Raw genomic sequence first — 19,268 nt, forward strand, 5'->3', positions numbered from 1 at the left:
CCCAACTAGTGACTCACCACGCCCTGACAGGGCGCGACACCCGTACTTGGCGTCTTGGCGACTTGGCGGTTCCATCTTCCGAGCCCTGACTCGCAGGGCGAACGCCCGGCCGCCGGATGAGGCCGTCGGTGCTAGCGCACCTCGATCTCGAGCAAGGCGTCGGCAAGCCCGTTGGAGGTCGCGTGCACGACCGCGGCGCCGGGTCCCACTGCCAGCTCGTCTGGCAGTGCGAATCCGGCGCACGCGTCGCACTGCCAGCAAGCAAGACAGTGACGCCGATAGGCGTTGCCACGCGTGCTCACCCTACTGCGACAGCTTCCGGTACTCGCCCGGGGTCGCGCCGTACTCTTTCTGGAACGCCTTGTTGAGCTGCTTGACCGACGAGAAGCCGGTGCGTTGGGCGATGCGGTAGATGGGCGAGGTCGGGTCGTCGCGCAGCAGGCGTTTGGCCAGCAGGAGCCGCTGACGCTGCAGGTAGTGGTAGGGGGTCTCGCCGAGGGCGTCGCGGAAGGCGTACTCGAGCCACCGCCGTGAGACGTCGGCGTGCTCGGCCAGCTCGTCGATCGTGATCGGCTCCGCCACGTTCGACAGCAGGTACTCGAGCACGGTCTTCATCCGCGGGTCGGACACCGCGAACGCCGAGGTCGACTCGCGGGAGACCACCTCCAGCGGGGGAACCGGCGCCTCGGCGTCGTCGGACGACTCGCCGTTGAGCCGCTGGTGCAAGAGCTCGGCAGCGCGGTAGCCCTCCAGGGCGTCGTTACGCGCGACGCTGCTGAGGGTCGGCGAGATGTGCTCGCAGATCACGTGCTCGTTGTCGACGCCCAGCACGGCGATCTGCTCGGGCGACTTGCGGCCGACCTGCTGGCAGGCGTCCAGCACGTGGCGGGCCCGGTAGTCGGAGACCGAAAACACGCCGCACGGCGTCGGCAGCGACTTGAGCCAAGCGGCCAGCTCCTTGTGCTGCCGCATCCAGACCGAGCCGCGGAACCCGAACGTGGGGGTCGCCAGGTGCTGGGTGGCGGTGAAGTCGGACTCGGCGAGCCGCTCGACGAAACCCATCCACCGACGCTTGGAGTACTCGACGTCCGCCAGGCCGTAGAACGCGAAACTCCGCAGGCCCCGCGTGATCAGGTGGTCGGCCGCGACCCGCCCGACCGCGATGTTGTCGACCATCACCCGCGGCACGGGCGACTCGGGCAGCGCGCTGGAGATATTGATCACCGGCTGCCGCATCGCCTTGGCGTACTCGGCCTCCTCGGCCGTGTTGAGCGCGGCCAGCACGCCGTCGCCCGGCCAGTCGACCAGGTCGAGCACCGACAACGCCAGCGACTCCGGCGCAATCGTGTAGGTCCAGTCGAGCCCCTTGTCGGACGAGTACTGGAACACCCCGTGGATGAACGCTTCCTGGTGGGCCCCGCGCGGGAACGCCAATGCAATCTGCTGTCGTTTAGGCACGAAAGAATAATCGTGGTAAGAGGATGAACCGCCCACCAACCAGCTTGGCTAACAAAAGCCGCGTCTGCAACCTCCCGTCCGGCCGCGGCCGGCTTTTGAAGCCGCCGCGCGTCAACCGGGGACGCTATTCTTCGACCTTCGCCTGTTGGACCGCGGCCTCGATCGCCGCCCGCAGCCGCTGCTCAAACTTTGCGCCGCCCCCCACGAAGACATTCGCGATGACGCCCTCGCGGTTGATCACCACCGTCTGCGGGATCCCGGTAACCTGGTACCGCTGGGCCGCCACGCCGTCGCGGTCGAGGGCCACGACCGGCTTGAACCCCAGCCGGTCGAGCGCGGCGGCAATCGCCTCGGGCGGGTCCTGCAGGTTCACCGCCACGACCAGCACGTCCCGATCGGCGTACTCCTCGCCCAGCTTGTGCAGCACCGGCATCACCTGCATGCAGGGTCCGCACCAGCTGGCCCAGAAGTCGAGCACCACCACTTTGCCCTGGAAGCTCGCTAGGTCGAGCTCCTTGGCGGGCGGCTCGGCGCCTCCGTCGAAGAACGGCAGCGGCAACTCGGGGGCGACCTCGCCGACCAGCGGGAAGCTGGCCGAGGCGTCGCCGGCGTCGCCCTCCTCGGGCTCGCGGGGGAGGATGGCGTTCTTCATCTTCCACCGCTGATACGACAGCTCCGCGGCCGCCTGCTCGACGCGGTGGCCCATCAGCAAGAGGTCGATGTCGTCAAGCGACACGCTGCACTCGTCCAGCACCTCGCTGACGCCCTCGAGCCGAGCGGCGGGCGCGTCCTCGCCTTGGGGGGACGTGAGCCGCCGCAGGTCGAAGGTCAGCCGCACGCCGTCGCGTCGGACCGCCTGGACCCGAGGGTGGTCGCCCGGTTCGTCGCGGCCGGTTCCGGCGGCGGCTTCCTCCGAATCCTTGGGCGGCGGATCGAACCAGATGATGCGGGCGACGCGCGAGCGGTCGATCTCCAGCTCCTCCAGCCGGACCTCAACGGCGACCGTCTCCTCGGAAACTCTCAGCAGCCGGCAGCGCAGGTAGTCGCCCTTGGTAGAGACCAGCAGGTGGGTAGGCGGGTTGTTGGTCTGCCCGCGCGGGAGGGTGAGCAGCTGGTCGCGGCGGTCGGGGGTGAGGCGGCCATCGACCCCTCTGGTCACCAGCTCAATCGCCTTGACGTGTTTGTGGGGGGCGAAACCGGCGGCGGAAAACGGCGAGCTGAAGTAGACGCCCTCGTCGTCGATCCGCTCGATGGCGCACGGCAGCTTGTCGCCCGCCCGAAGGTACATGGTGGCGGGCTGGGGGGCGCTCGCCTGCTTGGTGGTCTTGGGCGGCGTGTACGAGAAGACCGACGCGATCGCGCCCAGCACGCCGCGCTGCCGGGCGGGCTGCGGGGCCGCGACCTTGTCGGGCTCGGCCGACTTCGGGGGGGGAGGCTCACGGAACAGCACCCGGCCCGACACCCCGTCGAGCAGCGGCTCCGCGTTCCGACTGCCGAAGGGCCGCCACAGCAGGCAGCTGGCGCCGTCCGTATCGGGGGCGCCGGCCAGTTCTCCCACGGAGCGGACATCATCGGTCTCGAGCCGCGGGAACTTGCTGGGCTTCGCACCCGCCGCCGCAGAGGCCGTCGCCGGCAGGCCCGCCGACGCCACGCGGACCGACTGCAGCATCGCCAGCGGGACCGCGATGGTGGCGTCAAAATCTTGGCAGAACAACCGAAGGCGCCGGTCCACTAAGCCCTGGGGCGATCCGGTCACCTGCACCCCGCCCTGCAACGTGGCGGTCAGCAGCGTGGCGTCGCCCGCGCGCCGATAGGCGTCGGCGCCGGCCGGGGTCGGAAAAACAACGCTGACAAGCTGGTCGAGGCGGACCACGTGCGGCGATTGTTGGGCGGGCATGTCTTCTGCGTCGGGATCCTCCGTGCGTGGCTCTTGTGTGCTTGGCTCTTCGGCGTCCGACTCTTTGGCGTCTGGCTCTTCGGAGTCCGACTCTTCGGCGTCCGGCTCGGCTACCGCCGGTTCGGCGGAGTCCGAGCTGTCGGAGCCCGGCTCGGGCTGCCCGGCGTCACGGTCGTCGCCGCTCGCCGGCTGGTTAGAAGCGTCCGCCTCGGCCGCGATCAAGAGCTCGCCGTCCGCGGCGCGGAAGCCAACCAGGTCGCCCCGCAGGGTCTCGCCATTGGCAAGCTGGAAAGCCGACTGGTCGACCGCGCCGCTCACCGGCGGCTCGCCGTTCCACTCGGTAATGGACAGCCGGTCCAGCCGGATGTCGCCGTCGCGGTTGTTGAGCTGCACACCACTATCAAACGGGCTGTAGGGGGTTTCGACATGCAGGTCCGCCAGAGTAACGCCGCTCGCGGTGGTGACGATCAACCGGTTGTTGTTCTGGTCCAGGTACAGCCGCAGCTGCAGCCGCCCCGCCCCCGGCTCGATCTGCTGCAGCGGCTGGAGGTCCGCGGACTCCTGGGTCTCGCGCACGGCGATCAGGTTGTCGCCGACCACCTCCAAGCGGAAGGCGTCGGTCACCTGGTTGTCGCGTTGCCGCTCGCGTTCGATCTGCCGCTGGTTGCGGGCCTCCCGCACTCGGACTGGCTGTCCGTTGACGTCCTGGATCCAGATCTCGAAGCCGTCGGTGATCGCCTTGAGCCGGCGTTTGGTGACCCCGAGCTCCAGCGAGAAGTCGGCCTTCTTGTCCCACGACAGCGCGACCTCGATCAGCGCCAGGTGCGGCAGCGGGACGTCGCGGCTTGCGCTGGCGCCCTTGATGTTGGTGGCGATCCCCCCGCGGCTGTAGACCCAGCCGACGTTCTTGATGGTATTCCAGTCGGCGAGGTCGCCGGGCCCAGAGAACCTCAGCTTGCCGGCGTCGGAGCCGACCCGGCGGATGCTGCGGACAAGACTCCGCGGCGCCGAGAGCTGCTGTGGCTCGCCCTGCCCTTCGAGCCGCGTGGCGATCGTGAACCGCTCGTCCGACACCGCGACCAGGTCGCCGATCAGCGCGTCGCCGTTGAACAGGTCGAAGCGGAACGCTCCGGCGATCGGCGTCGGCTCGGCGGGCGGGGGGAAGGCGATCGAGCCGATAGCCGACCATTCGAACTCGTACGGCCGAGCCACAAACGACGGCTGCCATTTGATCCACTCGGCCGACTCGCTGTCCCGCCACTCGCCGGCGAGGAAGTCGCCGTTGGAGAGCAGCAGGGTCCCCGGCGGACCCGCGGCCGACGCCCCGGCGGCGACCAGCAGCAGCACGCCCAGTTTCAGCAGTAGTTTGGCAGGCACGCGGTCACCGCTCGTAGATAGGGAGGAAACGATAGTTGAGCGCCAGCGCCAGCAGGTTGAGCTGCGTGCTGGTCTCGCCGCCGAACTGCCCGGTAAAGCTGCCGTCCTCGAGCTGGCTCTCCTTGAGCCGACGGACGAGCAGCTTGTTCCATTTTTCCCAGGACTTGATGTCGCCCTGGAACAGGGCCTGGGCCTGGTAGTAGTCGGTGTACTGCTGGTAGTGCCCGCCGCCGGTCTTCTCGAGGTTCTGCATCAGGTGCTTGAGGGTCGCCTCGTACTCGGGCAGGTCTTTGCGGCGGGATATAGCGTAGACCAGCGTGGCGATCGAGATCCGGGCCATCGACTCGTCGAAGCCGCCGCCGAAGCCGCCGGAGTAGCCGACCATGCCGTTCTCGCTGGTCATGTTGGTGAAGTACTCGATCGCCTTGTCGATCGACTCGTCGGGGACCTCGATCCCGGCGTTTCGGGCCGCCAGCAGGCCCATCAGCATCGCGCCGCTGACCGAGGTGTCGGCGTCGTTGGCCTGGGGCGAGTACCGCCAGGCGGAGGTCGGGTTGCCCTGCTGCGAAGTCAGGGCCCCGCGGACCGCCAGCTCGAGCGCGGCGCCGATCGAGCGTTGGTCGCGGGCCTCCCCCTCGGGCCAGAGGTCGCGGTCGTCGACGGCGCCGTAGGCCTCGGACAGCGCGAGCGTGGCGAAGCCGTGGTGGTACATGCTGTTGCCGAAGTAGCCGGTGTTGGCATCCTGCTGGCGGATGATGCTCCGCAGCGCACGCCGCAGGTGGTTGCTGTAGACGCCGAAGTTGGGGTCCTCGCCCGAGGCGAGCAGCGCCATCACCGCCATGCCGGTGGTGCCGGCGCCCTGGTAGCTGCCGCCCCAGCCGCCCTCCTCGTGCTGGGCGCCCGCCAGGTACTGCAGGCCCCGGTCGTACATCTCGCGGACGTCACGCGGAACCGCCTCGCCGTGCATCGCCATCGGCGGCTGCGCTGCCGCACGCCGGCAGGCCAGCGGCAAGCCAAGCGCGCCAAACGCAATCGCCAACACCCCCCAGGCCGTCAGGCTCATTCCCGGTTTCATTCGTCGTCCTCCGAAAAGGGGTGGATACCCTGGCTTTCCAGGTGGCGTTCGTAGCCCCGGCCCATGCGGAACGCGCCCACCACGATCTCGCCGATCGGGCCGTCTACCAGTTCCCTGATCTGTTCGGGGCCTACGGTGCTGGCCTGGTACATGATGTAGGTCTGGTCGTACTGCCCGAACTCGTTGGGCGGCGCCGTGCTGGTGAGCAGGAGATCAACCAACCCGTCACGCTGCGGCGCGGTCAGCGTGGCGTGCTCATCAAGCATCATGACATACATCTCGACCAACGCCCGGTAACGAAACTCCCGCCGCTGCCGCTCGACCTCGCGGTGGGCCTTGAGCTGATTTTCTTTCAGGGCGTTGCGGGCGACGTGCTTGTAGGTTGACCCGGCGCCGAACAGCCCCGCCTGGGCCTGCTGCTGCAGCGGCTCGATCAGCTGCCAGATCTCATTGAACTCGTTCTGGTTAGGCTTGCTCTGGATGTAGTGGTCCTTGACCTTCTGATAGCGGAGGAAGAACCGGCGCATCTCGAGCTCCCCCGCCAGACGCAGCTTGCGTTCCTGCTCGTCGGTCAGTCCACAGGTCTGCCGCAGCATCTCGATGTTCACCTCGAGCTTGTTCTCGAACGCCGCCCGCTGCCCCGGCACGTCGCGGGCGTTCTGGAACACCCACTGGTCGAAGTGCTCGGGCTGCACCAGCCATTGGTCCTGCTGCTGCTGAGGTTTCTCCTCGAATTCGAGCCAGCCGTCGTCCTCGGCCCGAACGCCGCCGGACGCCACGAGGACCACCAACGCGGCGGCCGCGGCAATGTGCTGTCTGCGATGGGGGATGATGGGCATTGGCTACTCCTCTGCCTCGGCGACGGCGGCAGCCGGCCCGTCGGCGGCGACCTGCTCCTGCGGTTCAAACTGCGGGACTTCCAACTCGCCGTGCCCCAGGAAGCCGTTGTCGCCGAACATCACCTGCCCGTGCCACTGCGTCTTGTGCCAGACCTGCTGCTGCCGCTTGGTGAGGTGCGGCTCCACGATCCTTGCGGGCAGCTTGGGCATGTAGGTGGAGTTGTGGAGCAGGCCACGCAGCGATCCCTGCCAGCCATCCTGCCAGCCATCGAGGATGGCGTCGTGGATTTGCACGCGTTGGTCCTCGTTGAGGCCGAGCTGCTTGTCTAGCGCGCTGACAAAATTGGTTGCGGTGGCTTCTCTCAGGAACGCCTCCCGGGCTTCTTGCTCTTGCTCGTAGAGCGCGTACTGCTCGTCGGTGAGGGTCTCCTTCAGCGTTTCCGCCATGGCCTCGCGGACGACATCCCACGGCTCGTTGGCGTTCCCCTGTCCGTTGAACACGACGCCGTTCATAAACTGGGCCATGTTCTGGTTGCCTTTGACCATCTGCTTGGCGTACTCCCGCAGCGACTCGTCGAGCACCTTGCTGGTGCGCTCGAGGATGGCCTGCTGCTGCTCCTTAGTGGGATTCGCGACGCTCCGGATCGCGTGCAGATGGGCGTTGAGCTTGCCGGCGAGCTGCGGCCGCAGCTCGGCGATGATCGCCTTGGCCTGCGCGTCGAGCTCGTCGTTGGGGCCGTCGCCCGGTTGAGCCTCGAACGCAATCACCGGCGCCGGCTGGACCGCCTGCAGCTGCACCGCGGGAGCGGCCGCGGCCTCGGCTTCTACGACCACCTCAAACACTTCCCCATCATCGGCCGCCGCTGGCGCCGCCGTGGCCGCAACAACGCAGGCCGCCGCGACGCCCGCCGCAAGAAGCGATCTTCCAATCGATCCGCTCATCAGGCGCCCCCCGGGCTGTCGAGCCGGCTGAAGTACTCGTCCAGGCCGGCGCGGAACTCGGCCGGCAACGCCTGGCCCGACTCGCCGGTCACCTGCGAGACATCGTGGTGCTCGCGGACCTCTTTGTCGTTCTTGCCCTCGCCGGCCAGCTCGAGGGCCGGGGTGTCGGTGTCGCCGCCGCCGCCGCCGCCCGGCGATGAGCCGCCGCCCCCGCCGCCGCGTGGGTTGAGCTTCTTGGAACGCAGCAGCAGCTCGATGGCCTCGGTCTCGGCGGCGATCGCCTCGGAGCCGGTTTCGGGGCGGGACAGGATGTCCACGGCGTCGTCCATCACGATCGAGACGTTCTGCAGCAGCCGCAGCTCCTTCGCGAAGTGCCGCTCGGCTTCCTCGAGTTCGAGGATGCGGTCGCTCAGCTCGCCGACGCGGAGCTCGAGGCCCCGCTGCGACTCGCTCAGCCGGACCGCCTCGCGGTTGTGCTCAAGCTCCTCGACCGCCGGCTTGGACTGCTCGGCGACGCGGGTCTCCTCGCGGAGGCCGATCTCGGCCTCGAGGATCCGCATCGCCTCGAGCACGATCGACGGCGGCAGGCTCTCGGGCGAGGCGCCGCCTGGGCACTGACCCGAGCAGGCCGGGTCGACAAGGTCGTCGGCCCAGCGGTCGAGCGTGTCCGACCAGAACTCGCTCTGCGCGATGGCCAGGCCCTGCTTCTTCTCGATGTCGCCGGAGACGCGTCGCAGCCCCTGCAGGATGTCGAGCTCGCGCATCTCGTCCAGCACGAGCTTGAAGCGGGTCATCCGCCGGCGTTCAAAGTAGGCGTGCATGTCGTCCATGATGTACGACACCGCCTGGACGTTCTCGTCCCCACGCGCGGTGGCGCCGCTCAGGACCTCCTTGACCTCTTTGTCGATGCGTTGCTTGATCAGCCCGAACGATCCCGGGATGCTCTGGCCCAGATCGCCCGCCAGCTGGTACTGGGCCCGCGCCGCGGCCTTGAGCCGCTTGACCAGCGTGCTCCCCTCGAGGTTGGCGAGGATCTCGTTGAGTTCGTCGGCGATCTTGCTGAACTCATCGAGCAGGTCCCGCTGCTCGGTAACCGCCTGCTCCATCTTCTGCCCCGCGGGGTTGTCGCCCCCGGCCTTGGGCTTGGCGGAGCCGGCGATTGTCGTGACCGGGAAGGTCAGCTTGGCCTTGGAGCTCTTCTTCTTGGTCGGGTTGCCTTCGCCGCCGGGCTCATCGGGGCCGCGGAAGCTCGACTCTCGGTCCGCGATCGTCGGAACGGCCGGCTTCGGCTTCGAGTTGGGGTCGCTCTGCCCCGGCTTGCCGCCCGACGCATCTCGGTTCTGCCCGGCGTTCGGCGCCGACGGCTGCTGGCTCTGGGCAACCTTCGGCGCGTCCGAAGACTCGCTGAGCAGGTCCGCCACCGACGGCATCCGGTTGGCCGAGATCTCATCGAGCAGCTTCATCATCGACTCCCAGCGGTCGATGTGCCCGACGCCGATCTCGGCGTTGCGGGCGGCCTCGCGGATCAGCTCGCCCCCGGCCGCGGTCAGGCGGCGGAGCCGGCGGCCGTTGGCGCGTTCGGCCGCGGCCTGCTTCTCGATCCGCTGGCGGGTGTCGGCCTGGTCGAGGTCGTCGGCGGCCAGGCCGCGGATCGCCCGGTTCTCCTCGTACAACTGCAGCTCGCGGTCCCGCACCTCGAGGGCCTGGCGGCGCCACTTGCTGAGCTGCTCGGTGATCCAGATGGCGTGCTCGTCGGGGGTCAGCACGTAGAGCACGTGGGGCGCCGAGTAGACGCGGCCGCGTTCGGGGAAGTAGTCCTCGGCGAACACCCGCACGGCCAGCGGCTGCGGCGTGATGCCAAGCGACCTGGCGGAGAACGCGCCCTGGGCGTTGAGCGCCTCGGCGTAGGAGTTGCCGGCGGCCAGGTAGCGTTCGCCCTTCTCCGGGGGGCGCCGCGAGAACGGCAGGCTGCTCCACTCGAAACCTACCCGGCGGACGCCGTAGTCGTCGCGAACCCGGGCGGTGAAGTTGATGATGTCGGACTCGAGAACCACTTCTTGGTTCGGGAGGTTCTCTACAATCAGCGACGGCGGCTCGTCATTGAGCGCGGTGATCGACACCCGCAGCGGATCCGCGCCGGACAGTCCGAGCTCGTCGACCCAGGCCAACTCCCGCTGCTGCGACTCCTCGATCAGCGCGTCCGGCACGTCGAACGACGCGTCCCGTGGCGCCTGCGGCTCGGCGTCGACGGTCGCCGACTCAAGCGGGCGGCTGGCGGTCGCGGTGACGCCGAGCGTGCTCCCCTTCACCACCGACACGGCCCCGCCGCGGATCTCTTTCTCCACCGGCTCTTCGCGGCCGAGGTACGCCGGCAGCCGGACGCGGGCGGCGAGCCCCGTCAGCTCGGGGCGGACCGTCGGCTTCACGCGGACGCTGTGCGACGCATCGCCGACCTGGATGCGCATCTCGTCCTCGCCAATCTGGGCCGGCATCAGCAGTTCGTACGCGTCGTCTGCCTGCGGCGCCTGCACGGGTCGCTGCCGGCCGATGCGCGCCTCGGCGCTCTCCGGCCGCCACTCGGTGGTGGGCGCCAGGTTCACCCGCAGGTTGAACGGCTCGCCGTGGGCGACCACGAGTTCGCTCGGCAGCGGCTCGACCGCGGCGAACGTGTAGCGGGCCGTGGAGCCCCACGGCTGGAGGAACCGTGCCCAGGCGTTTTGGGCGGCCGCGGGGAACACCGCGACCAGCCCGGCCGCGATCAACAGGAACACGCCGGCGAGCCCGGCCCACATGGCCCGCCGGGAGGGGGGCGTCGCGGCAGCAAAGTCGCTCCGCGTCGCGTCCGCGGCCGCCTGCTCGATAGCGGCCCGCACCAGCGTCCGCGAGCGGGCCTGCTCCGAGCGGTTCTCGGCCAGCTCGATCACGCCGAGCAGCTGGTCGCCCATGCGGGGGAGCCGGCGGGCCAGCAGCCGTGACAACTGTGCGGGCGTGCGTCGGCGCCAGACCCAGCGGTGCAGGAACCACGGCAGCGTCGCGCAGCCAGCCAGAGCCGCCACAAAGACGACCGCGCGGACAGCGCGGGGCGTGTCCAACAACCGGTCGAGCACAAACACCGCCGCGTAGGCGCAACCGATGCTGAACAGCGCGACCGCCAGCGCCTCGGTGATCTTCAGCAGCCACACGCGGCGGCGGTAGTCGCCGAGCTGCTGCTGGAGCGACTCGGGAACGAACAGCTTGTTGTCATCCGTGTTCATGGGTTCGCTGCTTGTGAGGGAAGAAGGATCCTGGTCGCCCCGCTCGGATCGGCGGGAGTCGCGTGCCTTGGTATCGGGTAGATGCTATCGAGTTGCTTTGGTTTCTGGGTGTGGTCAGATCAGGCCGACCGCCTTCCGCAGCACCCAGAACACCCCGAGCAGCGTCACGATCGACGCGGCCACGAACGGGTTGCTCCACAGCTGCAGGCGGCGGATAGCGGCGGGCGGGTCGGGCAGCGCGGTCAGCCGGTTGATCGCGTCGTCGGCGTTGTCGATGGTGATGGTCTGGCCCCGGCTGACGCGGGCGATCTCCTCGAGGACCTCGATGCGGGCGGGCTGGCCGATCTTCTCGGCGAGGTCGCCCTGGACGTAGAAGGAGGTCTCGAGCAGGCCGCCGGTAGGCTTTGCCGAGAGGGCCACTGTGTGCTTGCCCGGCTCGCTGCTGGTGAACCGCCCGCTGAAGGCGCCCCACTCCTGACCGGTTGATTGGAAGCGGATGGTCTCCGCCTTGCCCGACGGCGCGGTAATGCGGGCGACGACCTCACCGTCGGCCAGCGGCTCGCCCGAGTTCTCCATCACGTTGGCGTTGATGGTGAGCGTCTGCCGGAGCAGCGGCTGGTCGGGCGAGTAGTACAGCCGCATGGTCTCGCCGCGGGCCATGTTCCGCTGGTAGGCCATCCAGCGGATCACCTGGCTCCAGAAGCGGTAGTGGTACTTGTCCTCGACCCCCTTGCGCCACCGCCAGGCGCCGTCCGACCCCATGAACAGCACCTTGCCGGCGCCGAAGGTGCGGGTCGCCAGCAGCGGCAGACGGCCGTACTGATTGCTGGCCGACTCGTGCACGCACAGCACCTCGCTGCCGGCGCGGGCCCGGAGCACCGGCGCGTACCACTGGAAGCCGGGCAGGTCGGCCCAGATCTCGGCGTTCTCGTCGCGGGTGTCGGCCAGCTTGGTCAGCAGGCTGCGGCGGCCGGTCTCGGTGAGCTGGAAGTGATTGGGCGTGCGTGCGCCCCAGCCCTCGGGCCGCGACACGTCGAGCTGCACGGGGTAGAGGTCGGCCAGCTCGGTGTCGAGCAGGCTGACTTGCCGCCCCTGCCAGCCCGGCATCACGATCAGCCCGCTCGCCTGGTGCTCGACCAGGCCCTTGATGAGCCGACACTGCTCGGCGGTAAGCTGGTCCCCGGAGCAGCCGACGTCGCCGATGAACACAACGTCAAACTTCGACAGCTCGTCGAGCCCCGACGGGAACTCCTTGATGTAGTCGGCGTTGCCGCCCCCCTGCTTCGTCAGCCCGGGGTGGAACAGCAGGCACGACACCTCAACGCCCGGGTCCCGCGACAACGCGTTGCGCAGGTACCGGTACTCCCACCGCGGGTACGACTCGACCACCAGCACCCGCAGCTTCTCCTCGCGGATCGCGATCGGAGCGGTGCGGGTGTTGTTGGTCAGGATCTGCTCGTCGTTGTGCTCCGGGATGACCACCTTAAGCGTGTAGTCGCCGGTCTGCTCCGGTTTCCAGACCAGGGTGTCGGTCGAGCGGCTCATGGCGCCGACCAGCACCTGCTTCTCGACGGTCTCGCCGCTGGAGGTCTCGAGCCGGACGCTCGTGACGTAGTCTTGCGGCAGGGAGCTCTCGATCGTGATCGGGATCCGCACCTGCTTGCCCGCGATGCCGAAGGTCGGCGCGTCGAGGCTCACCAGCTCGACGTCGGGCAGCCGGATGGCGCTGCCGACCGGGATGGCGAAGACCGGCGTCTCGCGGAGCCGGAACCGCGTCGCGGCGTCGACCGGCGGGGCGCCCGTGTTCCAGTCGCCGTCAGAGACCAGCACCACCGCCCTGAGCTGGCCGTGCTGCGAAATAGCGTCGGACAGCGGCGTGTGCAGGTCGCTCGCGGTGTCGCCCGCCGCCGAAGAAAACGGCGTCAGCACGACCTCGTACCGATCGGCCAGCTCGCTCCAGAACCCCGGTTCGGTGAGCGGCTTGATGCTCTCACTCCGTTGCGCCGGGGCGCCGGGCTTTCCGTTCGCCACCACGTCGCGCGTCTGCATGCTGACCGAGTTGTCCCACAGCACGGCGACCACAGGCTTGGAAGTAGGACGAGATTCTTTGACCCACTCCGGTTGATTGAACAGCAAGCCAGCGGCGATCACGATCGACAACCGCAGCAGCTCCAGCAGACCAATGGTCCGGCGGTAGCCGCTCCGCCGCCAGGCGATGTAGCCGAAGGCGGCCGTGGCGAGCGCCGAGACCACCGCCATCGCAATCGTGAACGGACCGGTCTGGAACAGCAGCGAGCTGCGCGTGCTCATGCCACCTCCTCCAGGGACCGCTCCGGGGCGGCGGCCGCGGGTCGAGGAGACAACACAAACTCCTGGCTGGGCTTCACTACCCGGGGCAGGCAGAGCCCGGCCTCGACCGTCAGGGCGATCATCATCGCCCCCAGGAACAGCCGCCAGACTTCCTGGACCAGGTTGGCGTCGGAGCCGGGCTGCGTGTCGACCTGATCGAAATCGAGCCCCGCGAACAGCCGCCCGATCTGGTCGTCGGCGACCTGCAGCGGCGTGTCTTCCCCCAAGACCCGGTTCAGCGCGACGAGCTTATCGCCCGCGACGTACACGCCCTGGTGGTACTGGTAGTCGGTCGACAGCACTTCTTCGCCGGCGGGGGCAGTGTCCCCGGCAAGCCGCCGCCATGGGTCGACCACCGCCGGCAGCGCGGGGCCGGCCGGCTGACTGCGGGTGTCGCCGAGCACGCCGAGTCCCACCTCGATCGCGCGTTGCGTAAACACATACAGCACCACCCCGTCGGCCCCGAGGGACGACGCGTCCGGCTCGGTAGTGGTCGCCAGGAAGTAGACGCCGCCGGCTTCGGTGATCACCCGCGCCAACAGCGGCGCGCCGCCGGGCAGGCTGGCGAGCGTGTTGAACTCTCCCGCCAGCGAGCAGTAGCGCTGCACCTGCCAGCGTCCAACCGGCAGCGAGGCGCCGCTGGCGGTCTTCTGCAGCAGGTCTTGGTCGCTCCGCCAGTTGTCCGGCGTCAGCGGGCGCGGCTCCTGTCGCCACGCCTCCCACCGGACGCCGAGGAACGACTCGCCGCCGGGTGACTCTGGCGGCAGGAAGAGGAGCTGCCCGCCGCGGGCGACAAAGTCGGTTAGTTGTTCCGCGGTCTTGCCGGCAGGGATCTCCGCGGCCCAGACCACCAACGCGAGCTCCTCCCACGCGAGCGTCTGGAGCGTGTCGGGCGACAACACCTCGGCCTCGCTCGGCGCGGCGTCGGGGGCGATCGAGGCCGCCAGCTGGAGCGGCCGGACCGCGTCGGGGTTATCCGACACAATGATGGTCCGCCGCAGCGGCGGCTCGTCGAACACAAAGTACGCGCCGTCGTCGGCCGGGTTGACGTCGGCCGGCAGGCTCACGCGCCCCCAGCCTCGCACCGCATCGGCCGCCAAGGGGATCCGGTGGTCCTTGAGCTCGAAGCTGCCCCCGGTCAGGTCGATCCGCATCTGCGTGCGGGAGCCGTCGATCTCGAACTGCAGCGGCAGGCTGATCGGCGGCAGCTCGTCGACGCCGGTTGCGTCGCGGGTGACCACGACCGACACCAGCAGCTCTGGCTGGTTGTCGACCAGCACGCGGCGGGCCTCGGTGACGCGGATCGAAAGGTTGGGCCGCGCTGCGCTGACCGCGGCCGGGCTGGTCTGCGGCGAATAGTTCAACAAGTGGAAACGCACCTCCTGCGGGAACTCGACAAACGCGTCCCGCAGCGACGCCCAGCGTCCGTCCTCGCTCTGCCAGTCGTTCTCCTGCAGGTCGGACGCGATCCACACCTCGGTGCGGCCGGGGCTGTTGTCTTTGATGTAGTCGTGCAGCGTCTGCAGCATCGCCGGCAGGTCGGCCGAGGCGCTGACGCCGGTCGCGGCGGGCGACTCGAGCAGCGCGGTTGGTGATTCCATCTCCTGCGCCTCGGCGGTGGCGCTGTCGATCAGCACGTAGCGGTTCGAGCCGAGCGTCGCCAGCACGTCGGCCAGCTGCCGCCGGGCGGAGTCGATGCCCGACACGCCGTCGACCCGACGCTGCATGCTCGGCGAGCGATCCAGCAGCACCACGGTGGTGTCTGCCCGGCCGCCCGCGGTCAGGCCGAGCCACCCGCTCGACAGCGGGCGGCTGATCGCCATAATCAGCCCGGCGATCGCCAGCACCCGCATCGCCATGATCAGCCACTGCCGGATCCGGGCGTAGCCGCGCGACATGCGGTTGGCGGAGAGCAGGAACTGCATCGCCCCCCACTCGACCGTGCGGTAGCGGCGTTGGTTGATCAGGTGGATGAGGATCGGCAGGCCGGCGATCGGCAGCGTCCACAACAGCCACGGCTGGAGGAAACTCATCGGGCGCCGGTCCTCTGGGTGCGACGCACAAGGAACCGACGCAGCACGCTCTCGTAGCTCTCGTCGATGCGGACCGGGTGGTAGTCGACGCCGGTCTCGAGCACGGCCTGCTTGAGCGCGTCGAGGTAGGCCTTGAGCGCCTTGTGGTAGCGGTCGGCGATCTCGGTCGGCTCGGCGAGGATGCTCGTGCCCCCCTCCAGGTCCACGAACCGCATCGGCCGCTTGAACTCGAAGTTCAGTTCCTGCTGGTCCAGCAGGTGGAACACGGCCAGGTCATGGTTGCGGAAACGGAAGTGCTCGAAGCACTCGCGCAACTCGGTGGGATCGACAAACAAGTCGGAGATCACCACCACCAGCGCCCGCTGGCGGATGGTCTCGGCCAGCTCGTGCAGCGCCGGGGTCAGCTTGGTCGCCCCAGCTGGGCGGATCTGCTCCAGCGTGTCGAACAGGTAGCTCAGGTGCGCCGGGTTGCGGCGGGGGGGGATCTCGGTGGTGATCTTCTCCGACACGCAGGACAGGCCCACGGCGTCGCCCTGCTGGATGGCGAGGTACCCCAGCGAGGCGGCCAGGCGGCGGGCGTAGTCGATCTTGCTCAGCCCGCCCCGTCCAGAATCGGCTTGGCGGTGCGAGCCGAACCGCATCGAGCCGCTCGTGTCGACCACCAGGCAGCACCGCAGGTTGGTGTCGGCCTCGAACTCTTTGACGTACTGCCTGCCGGTCCGCGCGAGCGCCCGCCAGTGCAGCCGTCGGAGGTCGTCGCCGGGGACGTACTTGCGGTACTCGGCGAACTCGACGCTCGCGCCGCGGTGGGGGCTGCGGTGCCGGCCAGAGACGCTCCCCTGCATCGCCCGGCGGGCGAACAGCGGCACCGCCGCCAGCCGCGCGAGGACGGCTGGCTCTAGGAACGATCGGGATTGATCCGGGGCGGCCATACTAGCGGCGGCTTCCTCGTGTGGCGCGGCTTCCGTGGTTGCGACAGGCTAGCGTTCGGTGTCGGCCTCTTCGATCAGGCGACGGACCACGGCCTTGGCGTCGGTCCCCTCGGCCTGGGCGGCGAAGGTCGTGATGACACGGTGGGTCAGCACCGGGCTGGCCACCTCCTGGACGTCCTCGAGCCGCACCATGTAGCTCCCCAGCAGCGCCGCCCGCGCCTTGGCGCCAAGGATCAGGTTCTGCACCGCGCGGGGCCCGGCGCCCCACGCCACCAGCGGCCGCAGCCAGTCCGGCGCGTCGGGGTGATTGGGGCGGGTCTTGCGGACCAGGCGGGCAGCGTAGGTGTAGATGTGGTCCGGAACCGGGATCCGCCTCACCAGCTCTTGGTGCCGGATGATCTCCTCGGCGTCCATCAGGTGGTCGAGGGTCGGCAGCGCGTCGCCCGTGGTGCTGCGCGCGATGTCGATCTCCTCCTGCTCGGTATTCGGGTAGTCGAGCTCGATCAGGAACATGAACCGGTCGAGCTGGGCCTCGGGGAGCGGGTAGGTGCCCTCCTGCTCCACTGGGTTCTGGGTCGCCAGCACCAGGAAAGGAGCGTCGAGCGTAAAGGTCTTACCGACCGCGGTCACTCGGCTCTCCTGCATCGCCTCGAGCATGGCGGCCTGCGTCTTCGGCGGGGCGCGGTTGATCTCGTCGGCCAACACGACATTGGCGAACACCGGGCCGTGGATGAATTCAAACGCCCGCCGGCCGTCGCCGGTGTCCTGCAGGATGTCGGTGCCGGTGATGTCCATCGGCATCAGGTCGGGGGTGAACTGGATGCGGCTGAACTTTAGCGACATTGTCTCGGCAAGCTTGCTGACCAGCAGCGTCTTGGCGAGCCCAGGCACGCCCATCAGCAGCGAGTGCCCCCGCGCGAACAGGCAGATCGCCAGCAGCTCGACGACTTCTCGCTGACCGACAATCACCCGGCCGAGTTCTTCGCGGAGCCTGGCGTAGGCGCCACGCAGCTCGTCGACTGCCTGCACATCGTCATCGCTAAGCGCGTGGGGAGCAGATTCGGGTGTCGCCGCAGAATTGAACGTCTGAGTCATAGACCGGACCAGGCTGGGGGCACTGTTAGAGAGTAAGGGAACGCGCGTGACGGCGGCCGCTGTCGCAGGATCTACTGTCGCAGGATCTACTGTCGCAGGATCTACTGTCGCAGGATCTATTTGAGGCGGGCGGCGGGACGGATGCGGTTACCTGCGACCATTTCTTATAGACGATCGCAAGCGAGAATTCACTCACTTCTTTTCAGATTGTTTAAATCTCGCTCGGCAGCCACGCGCTCCACGTTCGCAACTCGACGGACCACTTATTCGCTGGCCGTGGATCGATGTCGGGAAAATCCAGCGTAGCCAAGAACAGAGCCCATGGGACCAGGTCGCCCGCGACTTAGCAGCCGAATTCGCCCGCGCCCCAGCAGCCCGCCACGCCGCCGTCTAAGACGAACCAACGCGGGCGAGGGTTCCCCACTGCTCAGAAGAAATCGAGACTTGTTCGCCTCGGGGCGTTCGCCTGCGCGATAGAGCAAGAGATATCGCTAGAAATGGCCGTCGCGGCGCGGCGCCTTCGAGGCTGGCGCCGCAGGTTTAGAAAACGGCTAGCAGCCTCGCGAGAGGGCGCGTCGCCTGTGCCGAGCAAAGAGCATGCCGAAGGCCGCGAGCAGCGTCGCGACCGGCTCGGGAACGGCCAGCGGTGACGACCCACTCGAGGAGGACCCGAATCCGTTTTTCCAAACGACGTAGTCAGCCAGGTCGACATCGCCGTCGTGGTCTCCGTCGGCCGCCAGACTGCCGCCAATGTCGTCCTGCGAGTCCCGCCATACCGAGTAGTCGGCGGCGTCGACCAGCCCATCGTCGTTGTAGTCGCCCGCCAACGCCACCAGCATGGCGGACGCCGAGATCACCAAGTCGTACATCTGCACGCTGTCATCCGCGCCCAACACGCGCGCAAAGTACTCGCCGCTCGCCGCCAGTTGCAGCCCGGTGATCGACTCTGCCCCGCCCGCGGAGGTGAGGTCGACCTGCTCGAGTAGCGTCGATCCATCCGAGTCGTAGACCGCCAGCGACAGGTTGTTGCGGGCGTTGGCGTCGAACGTACTCTGCGTGCCCCCTTGCACGCCCTGCTGGAACAACCCGCCACGCGGCGTCAGCGTCAGGGAGACCTCAAGCGGCGTGTCGACGGAGAATGAGTAGTAGTCGATGTCCGAACCGTCGGTGATGCTGACGAAGTCGGTCTCGGTAGCGGCTACGGCCTGGTCGCCCGCCGCGTCGAGGCCAACGCCAAGCACCCCGCCCGAGGAAAGCAGCCCCAGCGATGTCGCGCGGGCGGCGGTGTCGTTGCCTTGCCCGCTGTACGCCTTCTCGTAGACGTCACCGTAGAGCCCGTGGAGCCCACGGATGTCGTCGAGCTGCGGGCCGTCAAAAGTGGTGTTGATGTACGGTTCCATCAGCAATGACGACGTGTCGGACTCGATGTGCAACAGCCCGATTGCGTGGCCCAGCTCGTGCATGACGGTGTTGCGGAACGTCCGGTAGTCGCTGGCGGTGCGAGAGAAATAGGAGGTCTCACCGGTGTCGATAACCATATCGCCGTTGTTGGGCAACCAGGTGTAGGCGAGCGTGCCACTGGGCCCGTCGTTGTACGAGCCGGCAATCCGGACGTCGGCCAGTTGGCCGAGCCGCCCCGCCGATCCCCCGACCATCGACCCGTTGTCGTTCTCCTCGTAGACAAACGTGATGCCGCCCAACTCCGACCAGCGGTCGACCGATTGCTGAAAAACGCTGAACCAGCTGCGCGAGGTTAGGTCGGACGAGGAGGAGGTCTCGCTGAAGAGGTCGTCGAGGTAGCTGACCAGGTCGCTCGGGTCCTCGCCCGAGATGGTGGTCCCGTCCTCGGCGATGCCCCAAGTAAGCGTGGCGCCCTGTCCCGCCGACACCCTCCCCGACGCGGTAGTCGTCCACGCGTCGTCGGGCACGTAGGCCACCGCGGTCGCGGCCGAGTTCGCCAGCACGAGTGCAATGAGCCAAGTAGTCTTCACGGTGGTATCCGGTGAGCAAGCGGGGA

General features: G+C 68.4%; 11 protein-coding genes. All 11 read right to left on the minus strand.

The window, feature by feature from the left end:
• Window positions 1–303: 303 nt before the first annotated feature.
• Window positions 304–1,458 (minus strand): AraC family transcriptional regulator, encoded by a 1,155-nt coding sequence (locus Pla123a_RS09510; protein WP_146586266.1) that lies wholly within the window; start codon window positions 1,456–1,458, stop codon window positions 304–306.
• 124 nt (window positions 1,459–1,582) lie between these two features.
• Window positions 1,583–4,732 carry a TlpA family protein disulfide reductase gene (locus Pla123a_RS09515; protein ID WP_146586268.1) on the minus strand — a complete coding sequence of 1,050 codons (3,150 nt, stop codon included), beginning with the start codon at window positions 4,730–4,732 and terminating at the stop codon, window positions 1,583–1,585.
• Between the two features lie 4 nt (window positions 4,733–4,736).
• On the minus strand, window positions 4,737–5,807 hold the full coding sequence (locus Pla123a_RS09520) for a DUF6288 domain-containing protein (RefSeq protein ID WP_391542183.1): 1,071 nt from the start codon (window positions 5,805–5,807) through the stop codon (window positions 4,737–4,739).
• Window positions 5,804–6,646 carry a hypothetical protein gene (locus Pla123a_RS09525; RefSeq protein ID WP_146586270.1) on the minus strand — a complete coding sequence of 281 codons (843 nt, stop codon included), beginning with the start codon at window positions 6,644–6,646 and terminating at the stop codon, window positions 5,804–5,806. The genes Pla123a_RS09520 and Pla123a_RS09525 overlap by 4 nt, the downstream gene beginning before the upstream one ends.
• 3 nt (window positions 6,647–6,649) lie before the next feature.
• Window positions 6,650–7,588, minus strand: a complete 939-nt coding sequence (locus tag Pla123a_RS09530) for a hypothetical protein (protein ID WP_146586272.1) — start codon at window positions 7,586–7,588, stop codon at window positions 6,650–6,652.
• Window positions 7,588–10,842 carry a hypothetical protein gene (locus Pla123a_RS09535; RefSeq protein WP_146586274.1) on the minus strand — a complete coding sequence of 1,085 codons (3,255 nt, stop codon included), beginning with the start codon at window positions 10,840–10,842 and terminating at the stop codon, window positions 7,588–7,590. Before Pla123a_RS09535 ends, Pla123a_RS09530 begins: the two co-directional genes overlap by 1 nt.
• Window positions 10,843–10,956: 114 nt before the next feature.
• Entirely contained in the window at window positions 10,957–13,152 is a 2,196-nt protein-coding gene (locus tag Pla123a_RS09540) for a hypothetical protein (RefSeq protein ID WP_146586276.1), read from the minus strand.
• Window positions 13,149–15,224, minus strand: a complete 2,076-nt coding sequence (locus Pla123a_RS09545) for a BatA domain-containing protein (RefSeq protein ID WP_146586278.1) — start codon at window positions 15,222–15,224, stop codon at window positions 13,149–13,151. Before Pla123a_RS09545 ends, Pla123a_RS09540 begins: the two co-directional genes overlap by 4 nt.
• Window positions 15,221–16,156, minus strand: coding sequence for a DUF58 domain-containing protein (locus tag Pla123a_RS09550; protein ID WP_146586279.1), 936 nt, complete (start codon window positions 16,154–16,156; stop codon window positions 15,221–15,223). Before Pla123a_RS09550 ends, Pla123a_RS09545 begins: the two co-directional genes overlap by 4 nt.
• Window positions 16,157–16,204: 48 nt before the next feature.
• Window positions 16,205–17,251 (minus strand): AAA family ATPase, encoded by a 1,047-nt coding sequence (locus Pla123a_RS09555; RefSeq protein WP_146586281.1) that lies wholly within the window; start codon window positions 17,249–17,251, stop codon window positions 16,205–16,207.
• Window positions 17,252–17,802: 551 nt separating this feature from the next.
• Window positions 17,803–19,242, minus strand: a complete 1,440-nt coding sequence (locus tag Pla123a_RS09560) for a matrixin family metalloprotease (RefSeq protein ID WP_197527829.1) — start codon at window positions 19,240–19,242, stop codon at window positions 17,803–17,805.
• Window positions 19,243–19,268: the final 26 nt, after the last annotated feature.

Origin of the sequence: Posidoniimonas polymericola (assembly GCF_007859935.1) — a bacterium.
Taxonomy (GTDB): Bacteria; Planctomycetota; Planctomycetia; order Pirellulales; family Lacipirellulaceae; genus Posidoniimonas; species Posidoniimonas polymericola.

Bases quoted from the DNA above. Each gene is read 5' to 3' on its own strand.
- Pla123a_RS09520 (WP_391542183.1), bottom strand. From the start codon at position 5,807: ATGAAACCGGGAATGAGCCTGACGGCCTGGGGGGTGTTGGCGATTGCG.
- Pla123a_RS09525 (WP_146586270.1), bottom strand. From the start codon at position 6,646: ATGCCCATCATCCCCCATCGCAGACAGCACATTGCCGCGGCCGCCGCG.
- Pla123a_RS09530 (WP_146586272.1), bottom strand. From the start codon at position 7,588: ATGAGCGGATCGATTGGAAGATCGCTTCTTGCGGCGGGCGTCGCGGCG.
- Pla123a_RS09535 (WP_146586274.1), bottom strand. From the start codon at position 10,842: ATGAACACGGATGACAACAAGCTGTTCGTTCCCGAGTCGCTCCAGCAG.
- Pla123a_RS09540 (WP_146586276.1), bottom strand. From the start codon at position 13,152: ATGAGCACGCGCAGCTCGCTGCTGTTCCAGACCGGTCCGTTCACGATT.
- Pla123a_RS09545 (WP_146586278.1), bottom strand. From the start codon at position 15,224: ATGAGTTTCCTCCAGCCGTGGCTGTTGTGGACGCTGCCGATCGCCGGC.
- Pla123a_RS09550 (WP_146586279.1), bottom strand. From the start codon at position 16,156: ATGGCCGCCCCGGATCAATCCCGATCGTTCCTAGAGCCAGCCGTCCTC.
- Pla123a_RS09555 (WP_146586281.1), bottom strand. From the start codon at position 17,251: ATGACTCAGACGTTCAATTCTGCGGCGACACCCGAATCTGCTCCCCAC.